We start from the raw sequence: 26,197 nt of genomic DNA on the forward strand, positions 1-26,197 counted from the left end.
GATGACCTCTGCACTGTTTATTCCCGAATTGGGCCAGTTGGCCATGATCCTCGCGCTGTGTTTCGCGCTGGTTCAGGCCGTGGTCCCGCTAATGGGCGCCTGGCGTGGCGACCGCTTGTGGATGAGCCTGGCGCAACCGGCGGCCTGGGGTCAGTTCGCTTTCCTGGTATTCGCCTTCGGTTGCCTGACTTACGCTTTCATGACCGACGATTTCTCGGTTGCCTATGTGGCCAGCAACTCCAACAGCGCATTGCCGTGGTACTACAAGTTCAGCGCCGTGTGGGGCGCCCACGAAGGTTCGTTGCTGCTGTGGGCCTTGATCCTCGGTGGCTGGACCTTCGCGGTGTCGGTGTTCTCCCGGCAGTTGCCGCAAGTCATGCTCGCCCGCGTACTCGCGGTGATGGGCATGATCAGTACCGGCTTCCTGATGTTCCTGATCCTGACCTCGAACCCGTTCGCGCGGATCCTGCCGCAGATCCCGGCGGACGGTCGCGACCTCAATCCATTGCTGCAAGACATCGGTCTGATCGTGCACCCGCCGATGCTGTACATGGGTTATGTCGGTTTCTCCGTGGCTTTCGCCTTCGCCATCGCCGCGCTGCTCGGCGGTCGACTTGATGCGGCGTGGGCACGCTGGTCGCGTCCGTGGACCATCGTCGCCTGGGCCTTCCTCGGTATCGGCATCACGCTCGGTTCGTGGTGGGCCTATTACGAACTCGGCTGGGGCGGCTGGTGGTTCTGGGATCCGGTGGAAAACGCGTCCTTCATGCCTTGGCTGGTCGGTACGGCGTTGATTCACTCCTTGGCGGTCACGGAAAAACGTGGCGTGTTCAAGAGCTGGACCGTGTTGCTGGCCATCGCGGCGTTCTCGTTGAGCCTGCTCGGGACCTTCCTGGTGCGTTCCGGTGTACTGACCTCGGTGCATGCGTTTGCCTCCGATCCTGAGCGCGGTGTGTTCATCCTGATCTTCCTGCTGTTTGTGGTCGGTGGTTCGCTGACGCTGTTCGCTCTGCGCGCGCCAGTGGTCAAGAGCCATGTCGGCTTCAACCTCTGGTCCCGGGAAACCCTGTTGCTGGGTAACAACCTGGTGCTGGTGGTGGCGGCGTCGATGATCCTGCTCGGCACCTTGTATCCGCTGATCCTCGATGCGATGACCGGCGCCAAGTTGTCGGTCGGCCCGCCGTACTTCAATGCGCTGTTCATTCCGTTGATGGCGTTGTTGATGGTGGTGATGGCGGTCGGCATGCTGGTGCGCTGGAAAGACACGCCGGTCAAATGGCTGGTGGGCATGCTGACCCCGGTATTGCTCGGCAGCGCCGCGCTGGCCGTGGTGGCCGGCGTCGCTTACGGCGATTTCAACTGGGCAGTGATCGCGACGTTCATGCTCGCTGCGTGGGTATTGCTGGCTGGCGTGCGCGACATCCTCGACAAGACTCGCCACAAAGGTTTGATCAAAGGCCTGCCGAGCCTGACCCGCAGCTATTGGGGCATGCAGGTTGCGCATTTGGGCATCGCCGTGTGCGCCCTCGGGGTCGTGTTGTCGAGCCAGAACAGTGCCGAGCGTGACTTGCGCCTGGCGCCGGGCGAGTCCATGGACCTGGCCGGTTATCACTTCATTTTCGAAGGCGCCAAGCACTTCGAAGGGCCGAACTTTACCTCCGACAAGGGCACCGTGCGGGTCATCCGCGACGGCAAGGAAGTCAGCGTGCTGCACCCGGAAAAACGTCTCTACACCGTGCAGAACTCGGTGATGACCGAAGCCGGGATCGATGCCGGCTTCACCCGTGATATCTACGTCGCCCTCGGCGAACCGCTGGGCGATGGCGCTTGGGCTGTGCGCGTGCACGTCAAACCGTTCGTGCGCTGGATCTGGTTCGGCGGCTTGCTCACCGGTTTCGGCGGGTTGCTGGCGGCACTGGATCGACGTTATCGAGTCAAGGTGAAAAGCCGCGTGCGTGAAGCGCTCGGCATGACGGGAGCCACTGCATGAAACGTTGGTTGATGCTGTTGCCACTGGCGATTTTTCTGGTGGTGGCTGTTTTCCTGTATCGCGGGTTGTACCTGGACCCGGCCGAGTTGCCTTCGGCGATGATCGGCAAGCCGTTCCCGGAGTTTTCCCTGCCAGCGGTGCAGGGCGACAAGACCCTGACCAAGGCCGACATCCTCGGCAAACCGGCGCTGGTCAACGTCTGGGGCACCTGGTGCATTTCATGCCGGGTCGAGCACCCGGTGTTGAACAAACTGGCCGAGAAGGGCGTGGTGATCTACGGCATCAACTACAAGGACGTCAACGTCGACGCCTTGAAGTGGCTGGTCGAATTCCATAACCCGTATCAACTGGATATCCGCGACGACGAAGGCACCCTGGGCCTGAACCTCGGTGTGTACGGCGCGCCGGAAACCTTCTTCATCGACGCCAAGGGCATCATCCGCGACAAGTACGTCGGCGTGATCGACGAACAGGTCTGGCGCGAAAAACTGGCGGCCAAGTATCAGGCGCTGGTCGATGAGGCCAAGCCATGAAGCGCTGGATTGCCGCCGCTGTATTGGGCTTGAGCATGGCCGGCGTGGCGCACGCGGCCATCGATACCTACGAATTCGCCAAAGAAGGCGACCGCGAACGTTTCCGCGAGCTGACCAAAGAGCTGCGCTGCCCCAAGTGCCAGAATCAGGACATTGCCGATTCCAACGCACCGATTGCCGCCGACCTGCGCAAAGAGATTTTCCGCATGCTCGGCGAGGGCAAGGACAACCAGCAGATCATCGATTTCATGGTCGATCGCTACGGCGATTTCGTCCGTTACAAACCCGCTCTGAACGCCAAGACTGCCTTGCTCTGGTTCGGCCCCGCCGGCCTGTTGCTGGGCGGCTTCGTGGTTATCGCCGTGATCGTCCGCCGTCGTCGCGTGCAACGCGCTGACACCCCGGACACGCTTTCTGCCGAGGAGCGTGAGCGCCTCGACCACCTGTTGGAAAAAAACCAAGAATGATTGATTTCTGGCTCGCTGCAGGTCTGCTACTTCTGGTTGCCCTGAGTTTTTTGTTGATCCCGGTTTTGCGCGTTCGTCGCGCTCAACTCGAAGAGGATCGTACTGCCCTGAACGTCGCGCTGTATCAAGAGCGCGTGGCTGAGTTGCAGACTCAGCAGGAAGAGGGCGTGCTCGACGCCGCGCAAATGGACAGCGGTCGTGCCGAAGCGGCGCGTGAGTTGTTGGCCGACACCGAAGGCGTTGCCGCGCCGCGCGTGTCTCGCCTCGGTAAATCGTTGCCGTTGCTGGCCGCGATCCTGGTGCCGGTGTTGGGCCTTGGGCTGTACCTGCATTTCGGTGCCAGCGATAAAGTCGAACTGACCCGGGAATTCTCCCAGGCACCGCAGTCGATGGAAGAAATGACCCATCGCCTGGAGCGTGCGGTTGCGGCTCAGCCAGACTCGGCGGAAGGCTTGTACTTCCTCGGTCGCACGTACATGGCTCAGGATCGTCCGGCTGACGCAGCGAAGATTTTCGAGCGCACGGTGAACCTTGCCGGTCGCCAACCGGAACTGCTCGGCCAGTGGGCTCAGGCCCAGTACTTCGCCGATGGCAAGAAGTGGTCGGACAAGATCCAGGCCCTGACCGACGAAGCGCTGAAAGCCGATCCGAAAGAAGTCACCAGCCTTGGCCTGCTTGGCATCGCCGCGTTTGAAGCCCAGCGCTATCAGGACGCCATCGACTACTGGAATCGCCTGCTGGCGCAACTGCCGCCGGACGACAATTCCCGTGGCGCACTGCAAGGCGGGATCGCCCGGGCCACCGAGAAGCTCGAAGCCAGCGGCGGCAAAGTTGTCCAGGCGCCGGCCGTCAAAGGCGCGTTGCTCAAGGTGCGTGTGGACCTTGCGGCCGACCTGAAAGCCAAGGTGCAACCGGGCGACAGCGTGTTCATCTTCGCCCGCGCCACCTCCGGTCCTCCGGCGCCATTGGCGGCCAAACGCCTGACCGTGGCTGACCTGCCGGCCACCGTCGAACTGGGCGATGCCGATGCAATGATGCCGCAGTTGAAACTGTCGAACTTCCCTGAAGTCCAACTGGTTGCGCGCATCTCCCGCGCCGGCCAACCGACTGCCGGCGAATGGATCGGTCGCAGCCAGCCCCTGGCCAGCAGCACCACCGCGCAGCAGCAACTGACCATCGACAGCCCGGATAAATAACAGGAAGCGCCCACATGACCGCCATCGCTCGTATCACCCTGCTCAGTCTCGTCCTGGGGTTAAGCGCTTGTGCGGTCCAACGGCCACCGCAACAAACCCTGCCGCCGATCCCGCCGTCGCAACCCAGCCCGACGCCGTCACCGACGCCAACGCCGAGCAAGCCAAGTATCCCGGCCAAACCCGCCAAACCGCTGCCTCGCACCTCCGCCAGCTTCGCCCCGCCACCGGGTGGCAACAGCCATTGGGATGCGAAGATGGGCGTCTACGTCCTCGACGACCAACCCAACACCTTCTACCGTCAGCGCACCTACTACCGCTGGAACAACGGCTGGAGCCGCTCCATCAGCCCGAACGGCCCGTGGGAAGACACCGACATCCACGGCGTGCCGGGTGGGTTGGGCAGACAGTTCGGGGAATGAATAAGAACGGCGATCTTCGGATCGCCGTTTTACTGTCTGAAATACGAAAAGATCCAGCGCACTGGGACATCAAAGAATGGTGCGGTAGGTGGTCAGCGTCTCGACTGACCGAACCAAGCCTTGTCGTGACAGAAGGTCGAGATAGGTACTGACATCCATCGGCGGCATTTTCAGTTGTTTGCGTTGCCGTTGGGCAGCACCGACAACGGCTGCCGGGTCCAGATCAAAGAGGTTGTCGACGAACTCGTCAGGGTGCTGCGCCTCCACTCCAAAAGGCTCCAGCGATGTGCAGGGGAAGTCTTTCTGGTTGAAGGTCACGATGACGCTGGCATTGCAGCGAATGGCGGCTGCCAGGACATGGCGGTCATTCATGTCCGGCAGCGTTAGTCCTTCAATCAGGTCTTCGTATCCAGAGACATTGGCGTCGGGGATGGCTTGATCCATTAACTCGGAGGTTCGATCCAGTTGTTCCGTGGTCAGGTCTGGACGGTTCTTCAACAGATTGCGCTTCCATTCGTTGTGTATCTCCAGTGACCATCGCGCCCTGAAACGTCCCGAGAGCGCGAGCCACATCAGGAAGTCTCTCAAAGGGGCAGGGTACAAAACACATGCGTCATATACAGCGGTAAACGGGGAGTGCCTCACTCGTATCCTGTCCTTAACGCTTGTGCTTGCTCGGCGAGAAGCGTCATTGCTTGCTCGCTGGCGGTGTCGCGCCGGTTTTTATAATCCATCAAATCGGCAAAGCGCACACGTCGGTGCTTGCCTGTTTTGTGGTAGGACAACTCGCCGGACTCCAGCAGTTTGATGAGGTGCGGACGTGAGACGTTGAGCAGGTCTGCTGCTTCCTGGGTGGTCAATTCCGCGTGAACCGGGACGACTTTGACGGCATTGCCTTCTGCTAATGCGGCCAGGATGTCGACCAGCAATCGCAGGGCTGAAGTCGGTAGCTCGACGTTGTGAGCTTCATTTTGTTCGTCGAAAATCTGGATGCGTTGGGTTTCGAATTGCGTCGCGAGATACGCAGAGAGCGCACGCTGGCCTTCGATGGCAGCTTGAACTTCGCGGGCTATGGGCAGATTGACCGGTGGATGGATGACTAAAGACATGATGGTTTCCAACATTCTGAGTATCGATGTTGGGAAGGCTATTCGAATCAAACGAAAATCGCAATAAACGAAACTTAAGCGTGTTTAAGACTCTTTCGCCAGTAACCCCTGAACGTAATCCACAAACGCCCGCGCCTTCGCACTGGCCATCCTTCCCGTCGGAAACACCGCCCACAGGTCCTGATTCGGCAACTCCCAATCGCTCATCACTTCCACGACTGCACCACTGGCGAGTTCCGGCGCAAACATCCACTCGGACGCCATGGTCAGCCCCAGATGAGCCAGCACTGATTCACGCAGGCCTTCGGCGGCGTTGACGCGGATGCGGCCGCTGATGATCACCGGGTGTTCTTCGTCGCCTTGCTTGAAGGGCCAATTCGCGCCGCCGCCCAAACTGTAAACAACGGCTTGATGTTTAGTCAGATCGGCAGGGCAGGCCGGTTTGCCGTGTTTTTCGAAATACTGCGGTGTGCCCAGCACCACGCGCCGGCACTCGGCGATCTTGCGGGCGGTGAGGCCGGAGTCGCTCAAAGCGCCCATGCGCAGGGCCACATCGACGCCTTCTTCCACCAGATTGATATTGCGGTCATTGAGCATCAGGTCGATGTTCAGTTCAGGGTTCTGTTCGAGAAACGGCCCCAGGTGCGGGACGATGTGCAACCGGCCGAAGGTCACGGCGGCACAGATCCGCAAGTTGCCGGTCAGCCCGCTGGCGGCACCGCGAGCGGCGTTGTCGGCCTCGTCGGCTTCTTCGATGGCGCGTTTGGCCCGGTCAAAGAAAGCCAGCCCGGCTTCGGTGGGGGTCAGGCCACGGGTCGAGCGCAACAGCAATCGCACGGCGAGACGGGTTTCCAGTTGCGCGATGGTTTTCGACACGGCGGGCTGGCCGATATTCAGACGCCGGGCCGCCGCGGAAAACGAACCGGTTTCCACCACGTAGACGAAGGTTTCCATTGCGCCGAGGCGGTCCATCTTGAGTCCTTGTGCAAATGTGGTGACTGTCATAAATCTAATGTGGGAGCGAGCCTGCTCGCGAAGGCGACATGTCATTCAACATCTATGGCGGCTGTCAGACCGCTTTCGCGAGCAGGCTCGCTCCCACAGGGGATTTATGTGATCTGAAAAAAACCATCAAAACGCCGCTTTGCCTACCGAAGCACCACCATCGACAAACAACGTCTGCCCGGTAATAAACCCGCTTTGCTCGGACAACAGAAAGGCAATCGCCGAAGCGATTTCTTCCGGTTGCCCTAACCGACCCATCGGTACGCTAGCCAGATAACGTGCTTCACCTTCGCTGCCGATCGGATTGTTCTCGCGGAACAGCTCCGTCTCCGTCGGGCCGGGTGCCACGGCGTTGACCGTGATCCCGGTTTGCGCCAGTTCCAGCGCCCAGGATCGGGTGAAGCTGACCAGCGCCGCTTTCGCCGCCGCATACGCCGTGCGCTGGGTGATCCCGAGCACCGTCAGGCTGGAAATGTTCACCACTCGGCCCCAGCCTTTGGCGCGCATGTTCGGCAGCAGCGTTTGGGTTGCTTGCAGGGCCGAGTGCAGGTTGACCCGCATCACATCGTCAAAGGTGTCGAGGTCGATTTCCCCCAACACCTGCGGTCGGACCAGGCCGACGTTGTTCACCAGCCCATCGAACTCGTACTGGCTGGCCAGATCGGCCAATACTTCCCGGGTCAGCGTCCGGTCGCTCAGGTCGAGTGGAAACAGCGTGCCGGGAAACGACAGGTCGGGTGTCCGGGCAATCCCGACCACGCGATGACCGGCACGGTCCAAGTGCTCGGCCACGGCACGACCAATACCTTTGCTGGCGCCGGTGATGAGAAATGTACGTCGGGTCATGACAACTCCTATCAGGATGTGCCGCGGGTAACGCGGCACTTGATCGGTTCAGCCGCGAAGCGCATCCAGCATCGCTTCAGGCTCTGGCCGCTGAGTGTAATCCGGGTTGACCTCGGCGTAACGGATCACGCCATCCCGACCGATGACATAACGCGCCGGCATCGGCAGGGTCCAGGACGGGTCATCGTTGAAGGTGGGCAAGTCGTTGCGCAGATTCTTGTACAACTCGACCAGGTAATCGGGCAACGCGAAACGCAGACCGAAAGCCTGCGCCACATCGTTGTGAGTGTCGCTCAGGATCGGGAACTCCAACCCGTTGGTGCGCACCGATTTGCGGCTGTTGGCGGCGATCTGCGGCGAGATCGCCACCAGGTTCGCCCCAGCTTCCTGCAACGTCGGCAGGAACGCCTGCAAGGCTTGCAGCTCCATGTTGCAATACGGGCACCAGACACCGCGATAGAACGTCAGCACCAACGGACCCTTGGCCAGCAGATCGGCGGAGGACACAGGGTTGCCGTCGGGGTCCTTGAGCGTAAACAACGGCGCCTTATCCCCGACCTTCAGGGCTTTGCCCGCCGCGCCGGACGCAATCAACTCAGCGGTGGCGCGCTCCATGATCGGGTGGATTTCAGCCGGAGCGTTGTAGGGCGGTTTACCGGCCTTGAAATCGGCTTTGAACGCATCGAGCTTTGCTTGCAGGGTCATGATCGTAATCCTTGAAGAGGAAGCCGGTTGGCTGGGATCAATGGTGACCTTGGGCGGGGGGGCGGGGAACGTGGGTGAGGGGCATAGGATTCATTCTTTGGGGGAATGTCGTGTCTCGAATCACACTCTGTAAAACAACCGAACGTCGTGCTTCCAGTTTTCATGCTTGAATAAAGATAACTCTAGAGTTACTTTTGTTAGGCCGGAGCAAGGAGGCTGGTGGTGCAAAGCAGGCTATTGATCAAGGAGCTGGAGGAGGCGGGCTGGACACTGGACCGGGTCACCGGCAGTCATCACATCTTCACTCACCGTTACAACCCATACACGATCCCCGTCCCGCACCCGAAAAAGGATTTACCGATCGGGACGGTTAAAAGCATCAGGAGGCGAGCCGGGCTGTATTGCCCGCCTGCCAGTTACACAGGAGATCCATAATGCAATATCCCATCTGTATCGAGTGGGGCGACGAGAACACCGCCATCGGTATTCAGATCCCCGATATTCCGGGCGCTGTCACTGCCGGGGATACGTTTGAAGACGCCTATAACGCTGCAATCGAGGTTGCTCACATAATGCTGCAGGAAATGGCGGCTGACGGAGAGCCGATTCCTATGCCGACTTCAGCGGCCGCACACCGTGGCAATCCCGAGTTTGCTGATATGGGCTGGGGAATGCTGGAACTGGACATTGCGCCTTACATGGGCAAGACCGAGAAGGTCAATGTGACGCTGCCCGGTTATGTCATCCAGCGTATTGACCGCTATGTACGGGAGCATAACGTCAAAAGCCGCTCCTCCTTTTTGGCGGATGCGGCGATGGAAAAATTGGTTCGGCATTGAATGAAACAACACGTTCACGGGCAAGCCGGCGAAGGGCATGCCCGTGAGCGATCAACGTGTCATCGCGCTTGATCGGGAGGTCTGCAAAGGTCAGTCATGCCATGGTGGCTGATCAGCTCCCTGATCGACGTTCCCAGTGCACTTTGACTCAGGGCTATTTCAACTTCGCCGGTGTAGGACTCGTCAACATGTCCCCGTGTGTCTGCACTGGTGAACGGGCTGATGCTGCTGTTTTGTGGGCTGAGGCGAAAGGTTGTGTAGGCGATTCCCGGGGGTGGCTTGTTCCTTTGCCGGGTGCTCATAAATTCGAAGGAATAGGTTCTCCTGATGGAGTCCATGCACGCTGTAACGGTCTGCGGTGGCGACGCTTCGTTGTACATCACCACCGCCTTCTCGCCGAACTGCAGAAACAGGCAGCCGAACCACCATATGCAACTGGCGAGAACGGACAGGCCCCAGGCGCGCACCACCCCCACTCTGGAAAACAACAAGTTCAGCAGATAAGGCCAGGTCATCATCGGCAGAAAGTATTTGCCAATCTTCCAGGCCCAGCTCTGATTGCCAAGCCAGATTCCCGGGTTGTAGAACATCACCAGCATGACGATGGCGTAGAACACCACTGCCAACGTCCACACCACAAAGTTGGTGGCAAAACGACTCTCGTACCGGGTTCGTTGTTCTTCCTTCAGTTCGGCGATAACTTGCGTGAAGTCTGTTTCAGCCACGGGAGGAGGGTTGGCTTTGCGTTCTTTATCGCGCAACGCCTTGCGCTGGCGTCGCAGACGCTCAGGGTTTTTTGAAGACATGAGGGGGAAATCTTCCTTGACTGCGCTGTTCGACGGCAACTCCATGTGTGCCTGGATGATTACAGGCACCTGAGCGGGCGTGAGGATAAACATCCACGCCCGCTGCGTCGATAGCGGTCTCGATCAGGCCGGCACGGGCTCTGCGACGCGCGAAACACTCAAAAACCGCAACAACGCCAACAACGGAAACGCGCTACCCACAATCACTATCCACAACCAGCCGCCATGCTCGTACACCGCACTGGCCACCGAGGAGCCGAACGCGCCGCCGATGAAGATGCTGGTCATGTAGAGCGCGTTCAGACGGCTGCGGCTTTTGGCGTCGAGGGCGTAGACCGCGCGTTGGCCGAGGACCATGTTCATCTGTACGCAGAAGTCGAGGACCACGCCGGTGACGGCCAGGCCGATGACGCTGTAGAGCGGGTGGATGAATGCGGGCAGGAAGCTCAGGCTGGCGAACACCAGGGCCAGCAGTGAGGCGATGCGGGTGTGGCCGGCATCGGCCAGGCGTCCGGCAATCGGCGCGGCGATGGCACCGATGGCGCCGACCAGGGCGAAGATCGCGATCTGGGTTTGGCTCAGGCCATGATTGCGTGCGAGTTCCAGTGGCACGGCGGTCCAGAACAGGCTGAACGTGGCGAACATGCAACCCTGGTAGAACGCCCGCTGACGCAACACCGGTTGTTGGCGCAGCAAGGTCCACAGGGAACCGAGCAACTGGCCGTATGAAGCATTGTGATCAGGCTGGCGCTTGGGAATCGTCAACGCGAGCACGATGCTGATCGCCGCCATCAACGCCGCCGCGATGATGAACATTGCGCGCCAGCCGAAGTGGTCCGCCACCACGCTGGATACCGGCCGCGCCAGCAGAATCCCCAGCAGCAAACCGCCCATGATCCCGCCGACCACGCGGCCGCGAGATTCTTCCGGCGCCAGATGTGCGGCCAAAGGAATGAGGATCTGCACCGACACCGAACTGAAACCCACCAGCAAGGAGATCAACAGAAACACATTCGGCTGATCGGTAAACGCCGCACCCAGCAGGCTGGCAATCGCGACCAGCGTGGTGATGATCATCAGCTTGCGATTTTCCAGCAGGTCACCCAGCGGCACCAGGAAAAACAGGCCCAGCGCATACCCAATCTGGGTCAGCGACACGATGAAACTGGCCATGGTGCTGGTCAGGCCGATGTCCGGCGCAATCAAACCAATGATCGGCTGGGCGTAGTAGATGTTGGCAACGATGGCGCCACAGCAGAAGGCAAACAGCAGCACCATGCCTTTGGTCATTGTTGTGGCGCCGTGGGGCACCTGGGTCGCTGGGTTCATAACGTGTCTCGCTGAGCAAAAGAGGATGCGCGCAGGCTAATTGGCTGACTGGAACGGCGGAAGAGAGGTTGGAGTGATAGTAATCATTCCATTGCGGAATGAGTGACGGACGCGCGTGATGTCCACCGGTGAGCCTGGCGTCAAAACATTGAGGTCTGATGATACATTCACTTACATCTTGTTCGATAGCGTGCTTATGTTCTCTCTTCACGTTTCATAACAGGAAGGCACTTCCATGAATGCGATGTTTCGTCACCTGATTCGCGGTGCGTCAGTGGTTACCTTGATCGGTTTGTTCACGGCGGGCGCCGCCCAGGCCGCCGAAGCACCGGGCATGCGCATCGGCGTGCGCGGCGAGATCACCGGCGTCAGCGCCGACAGCTTGAAAGTCCACGCCAACAGCGGCGAGAACGTGGTCATCAAGCTGACCAACGACACCAAGGTCCGCGCGGTCACCCTGGCCAATATCGAAGACATCAAGCCTGGCAGCTACATCGGCTCGGCGGCCATTCCCCAGGATGACGGCACCCTCAAGGCGCTGGAAGTCCACGTCTTCCCGCCGGAACTGGCCGGTAGCGGCGACGGCCATCGGCCCTTTGATCTGGCTAAGGGCAGCAGTATGACCAATGGCAGCGTCGGTGATCTGGTGGTCAGCAATGGCCGCACATTGACCGTCAACTACAAGGGTGGCCAGCAGAAGATTCTGGTGCCGGAAGATGTGCCGATCGTCAACCTGATGCCGGGGGATCGCAGCTTGCTGAAGGTCGGGGTGAAGATCGTGACGTTCGTGACCCAGAGCGCGGATGGAACGCTGACGGCGCAGTCGATTTCGGCAGGCAAGGATGGCGTGACGCCGCCGATGTAAACGCCGAGTCACAATCCCCCTGTGGGAGCGGGCTTGCTCGCGAAGGCTGTGTGTCAGGCAACATTAATGTCGACTGACACGTCCTCTTCGCGAGCAAGCCCGCTCCCACAGGGGATCTCCAGTGAATACAAATCTGTTGTTCGGGCACAAAAAAGGCGACCTCTGCAGGTCGCCTTTTTCATGGCTGCTCAGCTGTTACTGCGCATAAATCTGATCAAAAACCCCGCCATCATTGAAGTGGGTCTTCTGCACGGTGCGCCAGTCACCAAAGGTCTTTTCTACCGAGAGAAAATCAACTTTCGGGAAACGATCGGTGTACTTGGCCAACACCGCTGGATCACGCGGACGCAGGTAGTTTGCCGCAGCAATTTCCTGACCCTCCGGCGACCACAGGTACTTCAGATATTCATCAGCAGCGGCGCGGGTGCCTTTTTTGTCGACGACTTTATCGACGACAGACACTGGCGGCTCGGCTTCAGCCGAAACACTCGGGTAGATCACTTCAAACTGATCGCGACCAAACTCGCGGGCAATCATCTCCGCTTCGTTTTCGAAGGTTACCAGCACGTCGCCGATCTGGTTGGTCATGAAAGTTGTGGTGGCTGCGCGGCCGCCGGTGTCCAGCACAGGCGCTTGTTTGAACAGTTTGCCGACGAAGGCCTTGGCCTTGTTTTCGTCGCCGCCGTTCTTCAGCACGTAGCCCCAGGCCGAGAGGTAAGTGTAGCGGCCATTACCCGAAGTTTTCGGGTTAGGCACAATCACTTGCACGCCGTCCTTGAGCAGGTCGGGCCAGTCTTTCAGGGCTTTCGGGTTGCCTTTGCGCACGATGAACACTGTGGCCGAGGTGAACGGCGCGCTGTTGTTCGGCAGGCGAGTGACCCAGTTGTCCGGGACCAGTTTGCCGTTGTCCGCCAGGGCGTTGATGTCGGTGGCCATGTTCATGGTGATGACGTCAGCCGGCAGGCCGTCGATCACCGAACGCGCTTGTTTGCTGGAGCCGCCGAAGGACATCTGCAGGGTGATGTTTTCGTTGTGCTCGGCTTGCCAGTGTTTCTGGAACGCAGTGTTGTAGTCCTTGTAGAAATCTCGCATCACGTCGTAGGAAACGTTAAGCAGGGTCGGTGCGGCCTGAGCCACGCTGGTCAGTGCCAGGCCAGCGGCCAGAAGTGAGGCGCCAAAGAGTTTTTTCACTGCGCATTCCTTGTTCGAAATAAGTGTTTTTATTAAAAGTGAGGCAATTTGCCAGCGACTATAGCCGGGCTCGCATAGTCCTTTAAAGATTAAAAAGCACTTTGCTTATTCCAGTTTCTTAAACAACGCATTGCCACACCGCGAGCAAAATGCCGCCCCATGCTCGTGACTGTTTTTCTTGCACACCGGGCAGTCGTGTTGCAGTTGTTCGCCGCGCATGGCGTTGGCCAGTTCGGCGGTGAAAATCCCCGTTGGCACAGCGATGATCGAGTAACCGGTGATCATCACCAACGACGAAATGACCTGGCCCAACGGCGTCTTCGGCACGATGTCGCCGAAGCCCACCGTGGTCAACGTCACGATAGCCCAATAGATGCCTTTGGGAATGCTGGTGAAACCGTGTTCCGGACCTTCGATCACGTACATCAAGGTGCCGAACACCGTCACCAGGGTGCAGACGCTGACCAGGAACACCACGATCTTCTGCTTGCTGCCGCGCAGCGCCGACATCAGATAGTTGGCTTGCTTGAGGTACGGGCTGAGCTTGAGCACGCGGAAAATCCGCAGCATCCGGATGATCCGGATAATCAGCAGGTACTGCGCATCGGCGTAATACAGCGCGAGGATGCCGGGCACGATGGCGAGCAAATCCACCAGCCCGTAAAAGCTGAACGCATAGCGCAACGGCTTGGGCGAGCAGTACAGGCGCAGGCCGTATTCGATGGCGAAGATGACCGTGAAGCCCCACTCGATGTACGCCAGCACGTTGGCGTAGTTCTTGTGGATCGAGTCGATGCTGTCGAGCATCACGATGATGATGCTGGCGAGGATGATCAACAGCAGGATGCCGTCGAAGCGACGCCCCGCCTTGGTGTCGCTTTGGAAAACCATGACGTAAAGCTCTTCACGCCAGTTTTTGCTGCTGTCCATGGATACCGCCTGAACCGAGAATCAGCGAAGCCTAGGTTGATTCTCCCCAGGAGCGCAAGGCTCACGGACGACTGTGGCGTTGCCGAGCTTTTGAGTGGCGGCACGGACCAGCCAGCAGGCGAGGATGAACGGCGCGGTCAGCGTGGGCAGACCGATGGCGGCAAACACCGGCGTCAGCAACAGCGCCGCCGCAATGCCGAGCAACGGCAGCCATGACTTCTGGCGCTGCGAGCTGAAGGCGAGGGCGGCGAGTACGGCGTTATAGCTGCCGAGCCCCAGCAATGCGCTGTAAAAATCGTGGTGCAGCAGGCTCCAGCCCATGCCTGCGACGGACGCGAACAACGCCCAGCAGAAAGCGCGGCGATCAGCGATCAGCAAACCGGCGGCAATCATCGCACCGGCCAGTGGATGTCCCAGGAACATCACCTGGCCAAGGCCTTTGAGGGGCGCCGCGAGCATGTTAAGCGTGTTGATTTCGATCAGATGCGCCGTGGTCGACGGTGTGGCGAAGCACAGCAGCAACCAGCTCATCCCCACGAAGGGTGTGGTGTAGGCCGGCAAATATTGGCTGAGCCGCGCGCGTTTGAGCCACTGCTGAGTCAGCATCGCGCTCAGGCCGCCGCAGGCGATGATCATCAAAGGCAACAGGGCGGACCACGGGAAATACAGGCTCAGCAGCAGGCCAAGCAAGACACCGTTATAGCTGAACAGCCCTGCCTGTCGATCAGCCTTGGCATAGCCGCGACGTTGCGCGGTGAGCAACCCGGCGACCCCGCCCAGCAGCGCACCGCCGAGCAGCGCCGGCGCGGTAAAAAGAATCGCCAACAGGCACAGCAGGCCAAACAGCGGATGGCGCTGGAGGAAGATCTGACTGAAACCGTTGAACAGGGCAGTGGCCCAGTCGGGGCAGTGGGTGTTGAAGTGGTTGGCAGGCATTTTATTTTTTGTTTGTCAGGTGGACCGCGTCATCGTTCTTCGCGGGCAAGCCTCGCTCCTACAGGTTTGAGTCGTTCCCAATCATCACGGCCGACACAAAATCTGTAGGAGCGAGGCTTGCCCGCGAAGAGGCCGGTACAGGCGCTAAATCAACGTCTCTATACGCAACGAGTTAGTCGACCCCGGCTGCCCAAACGGCACACCCGCGGTAATCAACAACGTATCGCCGCGCTGTGCCATCCCTTGCGCTTGAGCAATCTCCAGCGCCGTCGAGCACACCTCATCGACCTGCCGCAGCCGGTCATTCACCACCGAGTGCACGCCCCACGCCACGGTCAGGCGGCGAGCGGTTTGCAGGTTCGGCGTCAGGTTCAGGATCGGCACCGTTGGCCGCTCCCGCGCGGCACGCAAACTCGAGGTGCCGGACTCGCTGTAGTTCACCAGCACCGCCACTGGCAGCACATTACTGATCCGACGAATCGCACAGCTGATTGCATCGGACACGGTCGCTTCAGCCTTCGGCCGGCTCACGTCCAGTTGCGTCTGATAGTCCGGACCATTCTCCACCTGACGAATGATCTTGCTCATCATCTGCACGGCTTCCAGCGGGTATTCGCCGGATGCGGTTTCCGCCGACAGCATCACGGCGTCCGCACCTTCGGCTACGGCGTTGGCAACGTCAGTCACCTCGGCGCGGGTCGGGGCCGGGGAGAAGCGCATTGACTCGAGCATCTGCGTCGCCACCACCACTGGCTTACCGAGTTCGCGGCAAACGGTGATGATGTTTTTCTGGATCTGCGGCACGCTCTCGGCCGGTACTTCCACGCCCAGATCACCGCGAGCGACCATGATCGCGTCGCTCAACTCGGCGATTTCCCGTAACTGCGTGACCGCCGACGGCTTCTCGATCTTCGCCATCAAAAACGCCTTGTCGCCGATCAGCGCGCGGGCTTCGCGGATGTCTTCCGGACGCTGCACAAATGACAGCGCGACCCAGTCCACACCCAGCTCCAGACCGAAGCTCAGATCGCGACGATCCTTGGCGGTCAGCGGGCTCAGGTCGAGCACCGCTTGCGGCACGTTCACGCCTTTGCGGTCCGACAATTCACCGCCATTCAACACCGTGGTGTCGATTGCGTCGGCATATTTGGTGATTACCCGCAGGCGCAACTTGCCGTCGTCCAGCAGCAGGTCCATGCCCGGCTCGAGGGCGGCGATGATTTCCGGGTGTGGCAGGTTGACCCGGCGCTCATCCCCCGGCGTCGGGTCGAGGTCCAGGCGCAGAGCCTGGCCGCGATGCAATTGCACCTTGCCGTCGGCGAACTTGCCGACCCGCAGTTTCGGGCCTTGCAGGTCCATCAGAATCCCGAGCGGGTAATTCAATTGGCGCTCGACTTCACGAATCCACTGATAACGCTGGGCATGGTCGGCGTGATCGCCGTGGCTGAAATTCAGGCGGAAGATGTTGACCCCGGCCTCGACCAACTCGCGGATGTCATCGATCCCGTCCGTGGCCGGGCCGAGGGTGGCGAGGATTTTGACCTTTTTATCAGGCGTCATTTTTTGTGCTCTCGAGGATCAGGATGGCGCGGAAGTCGTTGACGTTGGTGCGGGTCGGCTCGGTGACGATCAGCGCGTCGAGCGCCCCGAAATAGCCGTAGCCGTTGTTGTTATCCAACTCGTCGCTGGCGCTCAGACCGAGGGCGGCGGCGCGGGCGTAGCTGTCCGGGGTCATGATTGCACCGGCGTTATCTTCGGAGCCGTCGATGCCATCGGTGTCGCCGGCCAGGGCGTAGACGCCGGGCAGGCCTTTGAGGCTGTCGGTCAGGCTCAGCAGGAACTCGGCGTTACGCCCGCCGCGTCCATTGCCGCGCACGGTGACCGTGGTTTCGCCGCCAGACAGAATCACGCACGGCGCCGCCAATGGCTGGCCATGCAACACGATTTGCCGAGCGATGCCGGCGTGGACTTTCGCCACTTCCCGGGATTCGCCTTCCAGGTCACCGAGGATCAACGGACTGAAACCGGCCTGACGGCATTTCACCGCCGCCGCTTCCAGGGATTGCTGTGGGCGGGCGATCAATTGGAAATGACTGCGGGCTAGGCTCGGATCGCCGGGTTTGACGGTTTCCGATTCCGGACTTTGCAGCCAGGTGCGCACCGAGGCCGGGACTTCGATGCTGTAGCGCTTGAGGATCGCCAGGGCTTCGGCGGAGGTGCTCGGATCGGCCACAGTCGGGCCGGAAGCGATGACCGTCGCGAGGTCGCCCGGCACATCGGAAATCGCATAGGTATACACAGTTGCCGGCCAGCAGGCTTTGCCGAGACGGCCACCCTTGATCGCCGAGAGGTGCTTGCGCACGCAGTTCATCTCGCCGATGGTCGCGCCGGATTTGAGCAGGGCTTTGTTGATCGACTGCTTGTCGGCAAGGGTGATGCCTTCGGCCGGAAGGGCGAGCAGCGCCGAGCCACCGCCAGAGAGCAGGAAGATCACCCGGTCGTCTTCGCTCAGGTTGCTGACCAGTTCCAGCACGCGTTTGGCCACGGCCAATCCAGCGGCGTCCGGTACAGGGTGCGCGGCTTCGACTACTTCGATTTTTTCGCACGGGGCGCCGTGGCCGTAGCGGGTGACCACCAGGCCGGAGACTTCGCCCTGCCAGCAACGTTCGACCACTTGGGCCATGGCGGCTGCGGCTTTGCCGGCGCCGATCACGATCACGCGACCGCTGCGATCTTTGGGCAAATAGGCTTCGAGGACTTGCTGCGGATGGGCCGCGTCGATGGCTGTGGCAAACAGTTCGCGCAGCAGGTGTTGCGGATCGACCGACATGGCGGGCTCCCGGAATTTCTTGTTATTAGAAGACGACTCGAACCCCTGTAGGAGCGAGGTCTGTGGCGAGGGGGCTTGCCCCCGCTGGGCTGCGAAGCAGCCCCAAAATCTCTGACGTATTAAAGATTTTATGAGTGCTACGCACTCAAACGGGGGCAAGCCCCCTCGCCACAGCTCGCTCCTACAGGGGAGAGGGGGATGGCTTATTTTTTGTCGCGAATCGAGAAATTCGCCATGTGTTCCAGGCCCTTGATCAGCGCCGAGTGGTCCCAGTTGCTGCCACCGATGGCCGCGCAGGTGCTGAACACTTGCTGGGCGTTGGCGGTGTTCGGCAGGTTGATGTTCAGTTCCTTGGCGCCTTGCAGGGCCAGGTTCAGGTCCTTCTGGTGCAGGCTGATGCGGAAGCCCGGGTCGAAGGTGCCTTTGATCATGCGCTCGCCGTGCACTTCGAGGATCTTCGACGAAGCGAAACCGCCCATCAGCGCTTCACGTACCTTGGCTGGATCGGCACCGTTTTTCGAAGCAAACAGCAGGGCTTCGGCCACGGCCTGGATGTTCAGCGCAACGATGATCTGGTTCGCCACTTTCGCGGTCTGACCGTCGCCGTTACCGCCGACCAGAGTGATGTTCTTGCCCATGGCCTGGAACAGCGGCAGGGCGCGTTCGAAGGCATCAGCATCGCCGCCGATCATGATGCTCAGGCTCGCAGCCTTGGCGCCGACTTCGCCGCCGGACACTGGCGCGTCGAGGTACTGGGCGCCTTTTTCGTTGACCTTGGCGGCGAACGCTTTGGTGGCGGTCGGCGAGATCGAGCTCATGTCGATCACGACTTTGCCTTTACCAACACCGGCAGCGATGCCGTCGGCGCGGAACAGCACGTCTTCGACCTGCGGGGTATCCGGCACCATGATGATGATGAATTCGGCTTCTTGCGCGACTTCTTTCGGGTTGGCCAGGGCGATAGCGCCACCGGCAATCAGATCAGCCGGGGCAGCGTCGTGGTGCGCCGACAGGAACAGGCTGTGACCGGCTTTCTGCAGGTTCAACGCCATTGGGTGGCCCATGATGCCGGTGCCGATAAATCCGATTTTAGCCATGAGAAAATCCTCTTGTTTTTATTGCTCTGTTCGCAAAATTCGTGGGGTGTCAGCGAGGGCGCCTTCGCGGGCAAGCCTCGCTCCTACAGACAGCCTGGCCCCCTGTAGGAGCGAGGCTTGCCCGCGAAGAACGATGACGCGGTGTCAGATCAGATCGCGTTATGGGTTTTCAGCCAGCCGAGGCCTGCTTCTGTGGTGGTCAGCGGCTTGTATTCGCAACCCACCCAACCCTGATAACCAATGCGATCGAGGTGTTCGAACAGGAAGCGGTAGTTGATTTCACCGGTGCCCGGTTCGTTGCGGCCAGGGTTGTCCGCCAACTGCACATGGTTGATCTCGCCCAGGTGCGATTGCAGGGTGCGGGCCAGGTCGCCTTCCATGATTTGCATGTGATAGATGTCGTATTGCAGGAACAGGTTGGCGCTGCCGACCTGTTCGCGAATCGACAGGGCTTGCGCCGTGTTGTTCAGGTAGAAACCGGGAATGTCGCGGGTGTTGATAGCTTCCATCACCAGTTTGATGCCCGCCGCTTGCAGCTTGTCGGCGGCGTACTTGAGGTTGCTGACGAAGGTTTTTTCCACGGTGGCGTCATCGACGTTTTGTGGACGGATACCCGCCAGGCAGTTGACTTGGGTATTGCCCAGCACCTTGGCGTAAGCGATGGCCAGATCGACCCCGGCGCGGAACTCTTCGACCCGATCCGGCAGGCACGCGATACCGCGTTCGCCCTTGGCCCAGTCACCGGCCGGCAGGTTGAACAGCACTTGGGTCAGACCGTTGGCGTCGAGCTTGGCCTTGATCTCGGCGGAGCTGAAGTCGTAAGGGAACAGGTATTCGACACCACTGAAACCGGCCTTGGCGGCCGCTTCAAAACGGGCAAGAAAATCCTGTTCGGTGAACAGCATGGACAGGTTGGCTGCGAAACGCGGCATGGTGGTCTCCCGTGTATGTTTGGGCTCCCCCCTGTAGGAGCGAGGCTTGCCCGCGAAGGCGTCGTGTCAGTCGACATCAATGTTGAATGGTACGACGCCTTCGAGGGCAAGCCTCGCTCCTACAGGGGAAGCGTTAAGCTGTTAATCGAGCAACGAAATCGCGGTTGGCGCATCGTTGCCGACCAGCGCCAGGTCTTCGAATTCGTTGACGGCGTTGATCTCGGTGCCCATGGAAATGTTGGTCACGCGCTCCAGGATAATCTCGACGATCACCGGCACCTTGAACTCTTCGATCAGTTCCTGGGCCTTGCGCAGGGCAGGCTGGATCTGACCTGGTTCGAACACACGCAGCGCCTTGCAACCGAGGCCTTCGGCGACTGCGACGTGATCGACACCGTAACCGTTGAGTTCCGGAGCGTTCAGGTTATCGAAGGACAGCTGCACGCAGTAGTCCATGTCGAAACCGCGCTGGGCCTGACGGATCAGCCCCAGGTACGAATTGTTTACCACAACGTGGATGTACGGCAGCTTGAACTGCGCGCCCACCGCCAATTCTTCGATCATGAACTGGAAGTCATAGTCGCCCGAGAGTGCCACGACCTTGCGGGTCGGATCAGCCTTGACCACGCCCAGCGCCGCCGGAATGGTCCAGCCCAACGGGCCGGCCTGGCCGCAGTTGATCCAGTGACGCGGCTTGTAGACGTGCAGGAACTGCGCGCCGGCAATCTGCGACAGACCGATGGTGCTGACGTAGCACGTGTCTTTGCCGAACACTTGGTTCATCTCTTCGTACACACGCTGCGGCTTGACCGGCACGTTGTCGAAGTGGGTCTTGCGGTGCAGGCTGGCCTTGCGCTGCTGGCAGTCTTGCAGCCAGGCGCTGCGGTTCTTCAGCTTGCCGGCGGCTTGCCATTCGCGAGCGACTTCGATGAACACGGTCAGCGCAGCAGCGGCGTCGGACACAATGCCCAGGTCCGGGGTGAACACGCGGCCGATCTGGGTCGGTTCGATGTCAACGTGGATGAACTTGCGGCCTTCGGTGTAGACGTCGATAGAGCCGGTGTGACGGTTGGCCCAACGGTTACCGACGCCCAGCACCATGTCCGATTTCAGCATGGTCGCGTTGCCGTAGCGGTGCGAGGTTTGCAGGCCAACCATGCCGACCATCAACGGGTGATCGTCCGGAATCGTGCCCCAGCCCATCAGGGTCGGGACGACCGGGATGCCGGTCAGCTCGGCGAACTCCACCAACAATTCGCTGGCGTCGGCGTTGATGATGCCGCCACCGGCTACCAGCAATGGACGCTCAGCCTGGTCGAGCATGGCCAGGGCCTTCTCGATTTGCACGCGGTTAGCGGTGGGCTTGGCCAGCGGCAGTGGTTCGTAGGCGTCGATGTCGAATTCGATTTCGGCCATCTGCACGTCGAACGGCAGGTCGATCAACACTGGACCTGGACGGCCGGAGCGCATTTCGTAGAAAGCTTTCTGGAACGCGTACGGCACTTGGCCCGGTTCCATGACCGTGGTGGACCACTTGGTCACTGGCTTGACGATGGCGGTGATGTCGACAGCCTGGAAGTCTTCTTTATGCATGCGCGCCCGGGGTGCCTGGCCGGTGATGCACAAGATCGGGATGGAGTCGGCCGAAGCGCTGTACAGGCCGGTGACCATGTCGGTGCCGGCCGGGCCGGAAGTACCGATGCACACGCCGATGTTGCCGGCCTTGGTGCGGGTGTAGCCCTCGGCCATGTGCGAAGCGCCTTCAACGTGGCGAGCGAGCACGTGATCGATGCCACCGACCTTCTGCAGGGCGGAGTACAGCGGGTTGATCGCGGCGCCCGGGATGCCAAAAGCGGTATCAACCCCTTCACGGCGCATCACCAGAACGGCGGCTTCGATTGCTCTCATTTTGCTCATGGTTTTGGTGCCTCTTACGTTTTGTAATTGTATACAAGTGGCTTTGCGCAGAGTGTATTCACGGCGGACGGCGCAGGTCAATCCATTTTCTCAAGCGACTGTTTCATTCGTCGGAAGCCCGTTCTGCTGTGGCTTTTCGTCGCATGTCGCGCTTTTCGAGAATTATTGTATACAAATAAATAATCTATTGTGTTCTATTTGTTGCATCGGACTGCGGCACAAAACCGCAGCCCCACCGTTTTCCAATAACAAAATGAGGACGGCACCATGAGCGCTTTAACCTTGAAAGACGCAGTCAGCCTGACCAACCAGGCCATCGCCGCAGGGCGTGCAATATCCGCAGCACCACTGACCATCGCGGTACTCGATGCCGGCGGTCACCTGATCTCGCTGCAACGCGAAGACGGCGCCAGCCTGCTACGCCCACAAATCGCCATCGGCAAAGCCTGGGGCGCCATCGCGCTAGGCAAAGGCTCCCGTTTGCTGGCGCTGGATGCACAACAGCGGCCGGCGTTTATTGCTGCACTCAATAGCCTGGGGCAGGGCAGCGTGGTGCCGGCACCGGGTGGTGTGTTGATCCGGGATCAGGAAGGGAACGTGCTGGGAGCGGTGGGTATTAGCGGGGATCTGTCGGATGTGGATGAGCAATGTGCGATCAGCGCGATTGAAGCGCAGGGGTTGCGGGCGGATGCGGGGGTTACTGCTTGATTTGTGGTGATTGATTGACCGCCTTCGCGAGCAGGCTCGCTCCCACATTGGATCTTCAGTATTCAAAAATCCCCTGTGGGAGCGAGCCTGCTCGCGAAGGCAATTTCCCAGACACATCCTGCTAAAAGTCTGCCCCACCCTTTGGCATTTACAGGTCTAGCCTTCTTCATGACTTAATCATGAAAGGGCAAAGGAATGCCGGATCTAGCTGCTTCACATCGCCTGCGCATTGGGCGCTATGCCGAACAGAACCGAATTTATCTTTTAACCACCAACACTTTTGGCAGAGAGCCAGTCTTCAAAGACTTATTCTTGGGCCGATTAGTCGTCGAACAATTCCGAGCTGCTCAGAATCAGGGCTGTGCCAACTCACTGGCCTGGGTTGTTATGCCAGATCACATTCATTGGCTGATTGAGTTGCAGCGGGGCTCACTGAGCGGGCTGATGCAAAGGACCAAATCTCTGAGTACCAAAGCGGTGAAACTGGCCACCGGTCGCAAGACTGGTCTATGGCAGAGAGGCTTTCATGATCGAGCACTGCGCCGTGAGGAAAATTTGGTGAATATTGCTCGATATGTTGTCACCAACCCAGTGAGGGCAGGGCTGGTTGCCAAGTATGGTGACTATCCGCTGTGGGATGCGATTTGGGTTTGAACTGAAACCGGGTTGCCTTCATTCGCGAGCAGGCTCGCTCCCACATTGGATCTCCAGTGTTCACAAATCTCATGTGGGAGCGAGCCTGCTCGCGAAGGCCACGCTGCGGTGTATCAATCCGGCTCACATCCCTTCAACACCAACCGAATTATCGTCTGCGCCGCCGCCTCATAATCCGCCTCATCCAGCTTCGCCTTCCCCGTCACCGCCGAGATCTGCCAGTCGAAGTCGGCGTAGGTCTGGGTCGCGGCCCAGATGCTGAACATCAGGTGGTTGGGGTCGATGGGGGCGATTTGGCCGCGGTCGATCCAGGTCTGGATGCAGTCGATGTTGTGTTTGGCCTGGCCGTTGAGGCGCTCCACCAGGTCGGCGCTCAGGTGCGGGGCGCCGTGCATGATTTCGCTGGCGAACACCTTGGAGGCGAAGGGCAGGTCGCGAGAGATGCGGATCTTGGAGCGGATGTAGCCGCTCAGCACTTCGCTGGGCACGCCGTCGGCGTTGAACGGTGTCGAGGCCTGCAGGATCGGCTCGATGATGCTTTCCAGGACCTCGCGGTAGAGGTTTTCCTTGGATTTGAAATAGTAGTAGACGTTGGGCTTGGGCAATCCCGCCTTGGCCGCGATATCACTGGTTTTGGTCGCAGCGAAGCCCTTGTCGGCAAATTCTTCACTGGCGGCACGCAGGATCAGTTCTTTGTTGCGCTCGCGGATAGTGCTCATAAACCAGGTGGTTCCTTGCCTGTTCTGGCGGTTGCGCATGGTAGCACCGGCCTCGCGCGGCGCTCAAGAATGCCCCGCAGCGCATCGGCTCGCGCTATGCTGCGCGGCATTCACTATTCGAAGGAAACCTGATTCATGGCAGGAAGCAGTTTGCTGGTGCTGATCGACGACATTGCCGCCGTCCTCGACGACGTGGCGTTGATGACCAAAATGGCCGCCAAGAAAACCGCCGGCGTGCTCGGTGACGACCTGGCGCTCAACGCCCAGCAAGTCAGTGGTGTACGCGCCGAACGGGAAATCCCGGTGGTCTGGGCCGTGGCCAAGGGCTCGTTTCGCAACAAACTGATCCTGGTGCCGTCGGCATTGGCCATCAGTGCGTTCATTCCGTGGCTGGTCACGCCGTTGTTGATGGTCGGTGGTGCCTACCTGTGTTTCGAAGGTTTCGAGAAACTGGCGCACAAATTCCTGCACAGCAAGGCTGAAGACGACGCCGAGCATGCGCAACTGGTCGAGGCCGTGGCTGACCCTGCTACCGATCTGGTGGCCTTCGAACAGGACAAGATCAAAGGCGCAATTCGCACTGACTTCATTCTTTCGGCGGAAATCATCGCCATCACCCTCGGCACCGTGGCCGACGCCTCGCTGACCCAGCAAGTGATCGTGCTGTCGGGCATCGCCATCGTCATGACCATCGGCGTCTATGGCCTGGTGGCGGGCATTGTCAAACTCGACGACCTCGGTCTGTGGCTGACTCAGAAGCCAGGGCAGATGGCCAAAAGCATCGGCGGCGCGATCCTGCGTGCGGCACCGTACATGATGAAAAGTCTGTCGGTGATTGGTACAGCGGCGATGTTCCTGGTCGGTGGCGGAATCCTGACCCATGGCGTGCCGGTGGTGCATCACTGGATTGAAGGCGTTAGCGCGAGTGCCGGCGGGGCCGGGTTCATCGTGCCGACGTTGTTGAATGCCGTGGCGGGGATTGTGGCGGGTGCCATTGTGTTGGCCGGTGTCATGCTGGTGAGCAAAATCTGGAAATCGGTGAAAGGCTGAAAGCTGGTTATCTCCAGAGATAACCACAACCCAATGTGGGAGCGGGCTTGCTCGCGAAAGCGGTGTCACATTCAACAGAAATGTTGACTGAAACAACGCTTTCGCGAGCAAGCCCGCTCCCACATTGGATTAGAGGTGTCCTGAAAACTGGTTCTCTCTATTCAAACCCAACAGCGTTTCAATCATCCACTTGTGAAACTGATTGTGTGACGACCTGCCATGCCACGCGGCGACAATGTCGAAGCTCTCGGGTTGGTCGTCAAGATCGAGTAGCTTGAGATTGGCCCCCGGGGCCAGCGCCGAGGGCAGGAACGTAATGACGTCGTTGGCGTCCAGGAACCGTTGCAAAGAGGTGTAGCAAGGCAATACCGCGATGACCTTTCTTGAGATGTCGTGCTTTTTGAGAAAGCTGTCCACCGTGTCGTTGAGCTGGTCCTTCCGGTTGCTGACCGAGACATGCGGGAATTTTTCCAGGTCTTTCAGGCTGTGAATCTGGTTGATCAAGTCTGAACGATTGCCCACCGCGCAGGCGTAGTGATCTTTTTTCAACTCGATCTGATTAAGCCCTTGATCAATAAAGGCCTTGAACCCAATTAAAAGATCCGCTTCCCCCGACAACAACATGTCTTGGTATTGTTCTGGGTAAAAATCAAGAATCTTGAAACTTATGTTGGGTGCACTGGCTAGTACTTTCGACACCAATATCGGAATGAGCGCTTGTTGCGCATGTTCATTGGCGATGATCGTGTATTCGCGTTTCAAACTCTTGAGGTCATAAGGCGTATCGTCGTTCAGCTTGTCGACTTCGGCCAATACTCGCTCAAACTTGATCGCCAGTTCGAACGCAAAGTCAGTTGGCGTGAGGCCATTACTGTTTCTGACGAACAGGACGTCGTTGAATTCTTCACGGAGTTTTTTCAGGTATTCACTGATGGCCTGCTGAGACAGGCCGATTTGCAGGCCCACCCGCGACGCGTTTTTTTCTTTCATCAAGTGCATAAACACGCGCATATGCTTGATTTCGATGCGGTCTACCATGATTGCTTGTATCACTTACAAGGAAAGATTGTTTTTTATTGTATCGCCGGTTTTTTAGACTGCCAGCGGTTTCAACAAAATACTTT

28 protein-coding genes are annotated in these 26,197 nt (G+C 59.4%); 11 read left to right on the top strand and 17 right to left on the bottom strand.

The features are described from left to right. Position 1: 1 nt before the first annotated feature. The 5 genes from ACIOYV_RS23130 to ACIOYV_RS23150 are packed head-to-tail and all read left to right on the top strand — an operon-like array spanning position 2 to position 4,605. Positions 2-1,990, top strand: coding sequence for a heme lyase CcmF/NrfE family subunit (locus tag ACIOYV_RS23130; protein WP_054049389.1), 1,989 nt, complete (start codon positions 2-4; stop codon positions 1,988-1,990). Continuing rightward, entirely contained in the window at positions 1,987-2,523 is a 537-nt protein-coding gene (locus tag ACIOYV_RS23135; protein WP_401327320.1) for a DsbE family thiol:disulfide interchange protein, read from the top strand. Before ACIOYV_RS23130 ends, ACIOYV_RS23135 begins: the two co-directional genes overlap by 4 nt. Continuing rightward, positions 2,520-2,990, top strand: coding sequence for a cytochrome c-type biogenesis protein (locus ACIOYV_RS23140; RefSeq protein ID WP_054049393.1), 471 nt, complete (start codon positions 2,520-2,522; stop codon positions 2,988-2,990). Before ACIOYV_RS23135 ends, ACIOYV_RS23140 begins: the two co-directional genes overlap by 4 nt. Further along, positions 2,987-4,186, top strand: a complete 1,200-nt coding sequence (ccmI, locus tag ACIOYV_RS23145) for a c-type cytochrome biogenesis protein CcmI (RefSeq protein ID WP_401327323.1) — start codon at positions 2,987-2,989, stop codon at positions 4,184-4,186. Before ACIOYV_RS23140 ends, ccmI begins: the two co-directional genes overlap by 4 nt. A gap of 14 nt (positions 4,187-4,200) precedes the next feature. Then, positions 4,201-4,605, top strand: a complete 405-nt coding sequence (locus ACIOYV_RS23150) for a hypothetical protein (protein WP_265044128.1) — start codon at positions 4,201-4,203, stop codon at positions 4,603-4,605. A 69-nt stretch (positions 4,606-4,674) separates the two neighbouring features. Here the strand turns inward: ACIOYV_RS23150 and ACIOYV_RS23155 are convergent, their stop codons facing one another. The 5 genes from ACIOYV_RS23155 to ACIOYV_RS23175 form a co-directional block, all read right to left on the bottom strand. Continuing rightward, positions 4,675-5,250: a PIN domain-containing protein gene (locus ACIOYV_RS23155; protein ID WP_265044129.1), complete on the bottom strand. Its 576-nt coding sequence runs from the start codon at positions 5,248-5,250 to the stop codon at positions 4,675-4,677. After that, positions 5,247-5,714, bottom strand: a complete 468-nt coding sequence (locus ACIOYV_RS23160) for a helix-turn-helix domain-containing protein (RefSeq protein ID WP_401327327.1) — start codon at positions 5,712-5,714, stop codon at positions 5,247-5,249. Before ACIOYV_RS23160 ends, ACIOYV_RS23155 begins: the two co-directional genes overlap by 4 nt. A gap of 84 nt (positions 5,715-5,798) precedes the next feature. Next, positions 5,799-6,686, bottom strand: coding sequence for a LysR family transcriptional regulator (locus ACIOYV_RS23165; protein WP_401327330.1), 888 nt, complete (start codon positions 6,684-6,686; stop codon positions 5,799-5,801). Between the two features lie 159 nt (positions 6,687-6,845). Beyond that, on the bottom strand, positions 6,846-7,565 hold the full coding sequence (locus ACIOYV_RS23170; RefSeq protein ID WP_265044131.1) for an SDR family oxidoreductase: 720 nt from the start codon (positions 7,563-7,565) through the stop codon (positions 6,846-6,848). Between the two features lie 48 nt (positions 7,566-7,613). Beyond that, positions 7,614-8,270 carry a peroxiredoxin-like family protein gene (locus ACIOYV_RS23175; protein WP_401327333.1) on the bottom strand — a complete coding sequence of 219 codons (657 nt, stop codon included), beginning with the start codon at positions 8,268-8,270 and terminating at the stop codon, positions 7,614-7,616. Between the two features lie 222 nt (positions 8,271-8,492). On the opposite strand from ACIOYV_RS23175, the gene ACIOYV_RS23180 reads away from it, so the two are divergent. Together ACIOYV_RS23180 and ACIOYV_RS23185 are read left to right on the top strand one after the other, a co-directional pair. Continuing rightward, the gene (locus tag ACIOYV_RS23180; RefSeq protein ID WP_163909086.1) at positions 8,493-8,705 is read left to right on the top strand and encodes a type II toxin-antitoxin system HicA family toxin; all 213 of its coding nucleotides are present in this window, start codon (positions 8,493-8,495) and stop codon (positions 8,703-8,705) included. Next, the gene (locus tag ACIOYV_RS23185; RefSeq protein ID WP_401327335.1) at positions 8,705-9,109 is read left to right on the top strand and encodes a type II toxin-antitoxin system HicB family antitoxin; all 405 of its coding nucleotides are present in this window, start codon (positions 8,705-8,707) and stop codon (positions 9,107-9,109) included. The genes ACIOYV_RS23180 and ACIOYV_RS23185 overlap by 1 nt, the downstream gene beginning before the upstream one ends. A gap of 59 nt (positions 9,110-9,168) precedes the next feature. Here ACIOYV_RS23185 and ACIOYV_RS23190 read toward each other — a convergent pair whose 3' ends face one another. Both ACIOYV_RS23190 and ACIOYV_RS23195 read right to left on the bottom strand, forming a co-directional pair. Beyond that, positions 9,169-10,008: a hypothetical protein gene (locus ACIOYV_RS23190; protein WP_401327338.1), complete on the bottom strand. Its 840-nt coding sequence runs from the start codon at positions 10,006-10,008 to the stop codon at positions 9,169-9,171. Positions 10,009-10,038: 30 nt separating this feature from the next. Continuing rightward, positions 10,039-11,244, bottom strand: a complete 1,206-nt coding sequence (locus ACIOYV_RS23195; RefSeq protein ID WP_401327341.1) for an MFS transporter — start codon at positions 11,242-11,244, stop codon at positions 10,039-10,041. Between the two features lie 235 nt (positions 11,245-11,479). On the opposite strand from ACIOYV_RS23195, the gene ACIOYV_RS23200 reads away from it, so the two are divergent. Further along, entirely contained in the window at positions 11,480-12,109 is a 630-nt protein-coding gene (locus ACIOYV_RS23200; RefSeq protein WP_401327344.1) for a hypothetical protein, read from the top strand. A 195-nt stretch (positions 12,110-12,304) separates the two neighbouring features. On the opposite strand, the gene ACIOYV_RS23205 is transcribed toward ACIOYV_RS23200, so the two are convergent. The 8 genes from ACIOYV_RS23205 to gcl all read right to left on the bottom strand — a co-directional run bounded on the left by ACIOYV_RS23205 (position 12,305) and on the right by gcl (position 21,942). After that, on the bottom strand, positions 12,305-13,300 hold the full coding sequence (locus tag ACIOYV_RS23205; protein WP_054049411.1) for a sulfate ABC transporter substrate-binding protein: 996 nt from the start codon (positions 13,298-13,300) through the stop codon (positions 12,305-12,307). Positions 13,301-13,405: 105 nt separating this feature from the next. Continuing rightward, positions 13,406-14,230, bottom strand: coding sequence for an ion transporter (locus ACIOYV_RS23210; RefSeq protein ID WP_290027513.1), 825 nt, complete (start codon positions 14,228-14,230; stop codon positions 13,406-13,408). A gap of 21 nt (positions 14,231-14,251) precedes the next feature. Then, complete coding sequence (locus ACIOYV_RS23215; RefSeq protein ID WP_401327348.1) at positions 14,252-15,166, bottom strand: urea transporter; 915 nt, start codon at positions 15,164-15,166, stop codon at positions 14,252-14,254. Positions 15,167-15,310: 144 nt separating this feature from the next. After that, positions 15,311-16,726 carry a pyruvate kinase gene (pyk, locus tag ACIOYV_RS23220; protein ID WP_401327351.1) on the bottom strand — a complete coding sequence of 472 codons (1,416 nt, stop codon included), beginning with the start codon at positions 16,724-16,726 and terminating at the stop codon, positions 15,311-15,313. Next, positions 16,716-17,996, bottom strand: coding sequence for a glycerate kinase (locus ACIOYV_RS23225; RefSeq protein ID WP_401327354.1), 1,281 nt, complete (start codon positions 17,994-17,996; stop codon positions 16,716-16,718). Before ACIOYV_RS23225 ends, pyk begins: the two co-directional genes overlap by 11 nt. Positions 17,997-18,199: 203 nt before the next feature. Next, a complete protein-coding gene (locus tag ACIOYV_RS23230) occupies positions 18,200-19,093 on the bottom strand; it encodes a 2-hydroxy-3-oxopropionate reductase (RefSeq protein ID WP_054049420.1) in 894 nt (297 codons plus the stop codon). 149 nt (positions 19,094-19,242) lie between these two features. Beyond that, positions 19,243-20,025: a hydroxypyruvate isomerase gene (gene hyi / locus ACIOYV_RS23235; RefSeq protein WP_123510513.1), complete on the bottom strand. Its 783-nt coding sequence runs from the start codon at positions 20,023-20,025 to the stop codon at positions 19,243-19,245. 141 nt (positions 20,026-20,166) lie between these two features. Beyond that, positions 20,167-21,942, bottom strand: coding sequence for a glyoxylate carboligase (gcl, locus tag ACIOYV_RS23240; RefSeq protein WP_054615735.1), 1,776 nt, complete (start codon positions 21,940-21,942; stop codon positions 20,167-20,169). A 267-nt stretch (positions 21,943-22,209) separates the two neighbouring features. Here gcl and ACIOYV_RS23245 point away from each other — a divergent pair, with 267 nt between their 5' ends. Both ACIOYV_RS23245 and ACIOYV_RS23250 read left to right on the top strand, forming a co-directional pair. Continuing rightward, entirely contained in the window at positions 22,210-22,650 is a 441-nt protein-coding gene (locus ACIOYV_RS23245; protein ID WP_401327358.1) for a heme-binding protein, read from the top strand. A gap of 195 nt (positions 22,651-22,845) precedes the next feature. After that, a complete protein-coding gene (locus tag ACIOYV_RS23250; protein WP_401327361.1) occupies positions 22,846-23,304 on the top strand; it encodes an REP-associated tyrosine transposase in 459 nt (152 codons plus the stop codon). A 113-nt stretch (positions 23,305-23,417) separates the two neighbouring features. On the opposite strand, the gene ACIOYV_RS23255 is transcribed toward ACIOYV_RS23250, so the two are convergent. Continuing rightward, positions 23,418-24,023 (bottom strand): TetR/AcrR family transcriptional regulator, encoded by a 606-nt coding sequence (locus ACIOYV_RS23255; protein WP_046046335.1) that lies wholly within the window; start codon positions 24,021-24,023, stop codon positions 23,418-23,420. Positions 24,024-24,158: 135 nt separating this feature from the next. On the opposite strand from ACIOYV_RS23255, the gene ACIOYV_RS23260 reads away from it, so the two are divergent. Beyond that, the gene (locus ACIOYV_RS23260) at positions 24,159-25,073 is read left to right on the top strand and encodes a DUF808 domain-containing protein (RefSeq protein ID WP_401327364.1); all 915 of its coding nucleotides are present in this window, start codon (positions 24,159-24,161) and stop codon (positions 25,071-25,073) included. A gap of 129 nt (positions 25,074-25,202) precedes the next feature. On the opposite strand, the gene ACIOYV_RS23265 is transcribed toward ACIOYV_RS23260, so the two are convergent. Then, positions 25,203-26,111, bottom strand: coding sequence for a LysR family transcriptional regulator (locus tag ACIOYV_RS23265; protein ID WP_401327366.1), 909 nt, complete (start codon positions 26,109-26,111; stop codon positions 25,203-25,205). Positions 26,112-26,197 lie beyond the last annotated feature (86 nt).

It is taken from the genome of Pseudomonas sp. NPDC087342 (assembly GCF_044744265.1).
Classification (GTDB): domain Bacteria; phylum Pseudomonadota; class Gammaproteobacteria; order Pseudomonadales; family Pseudomonadaceae; genus Aquipseudomonas; species Aquipseudomonas nunensis.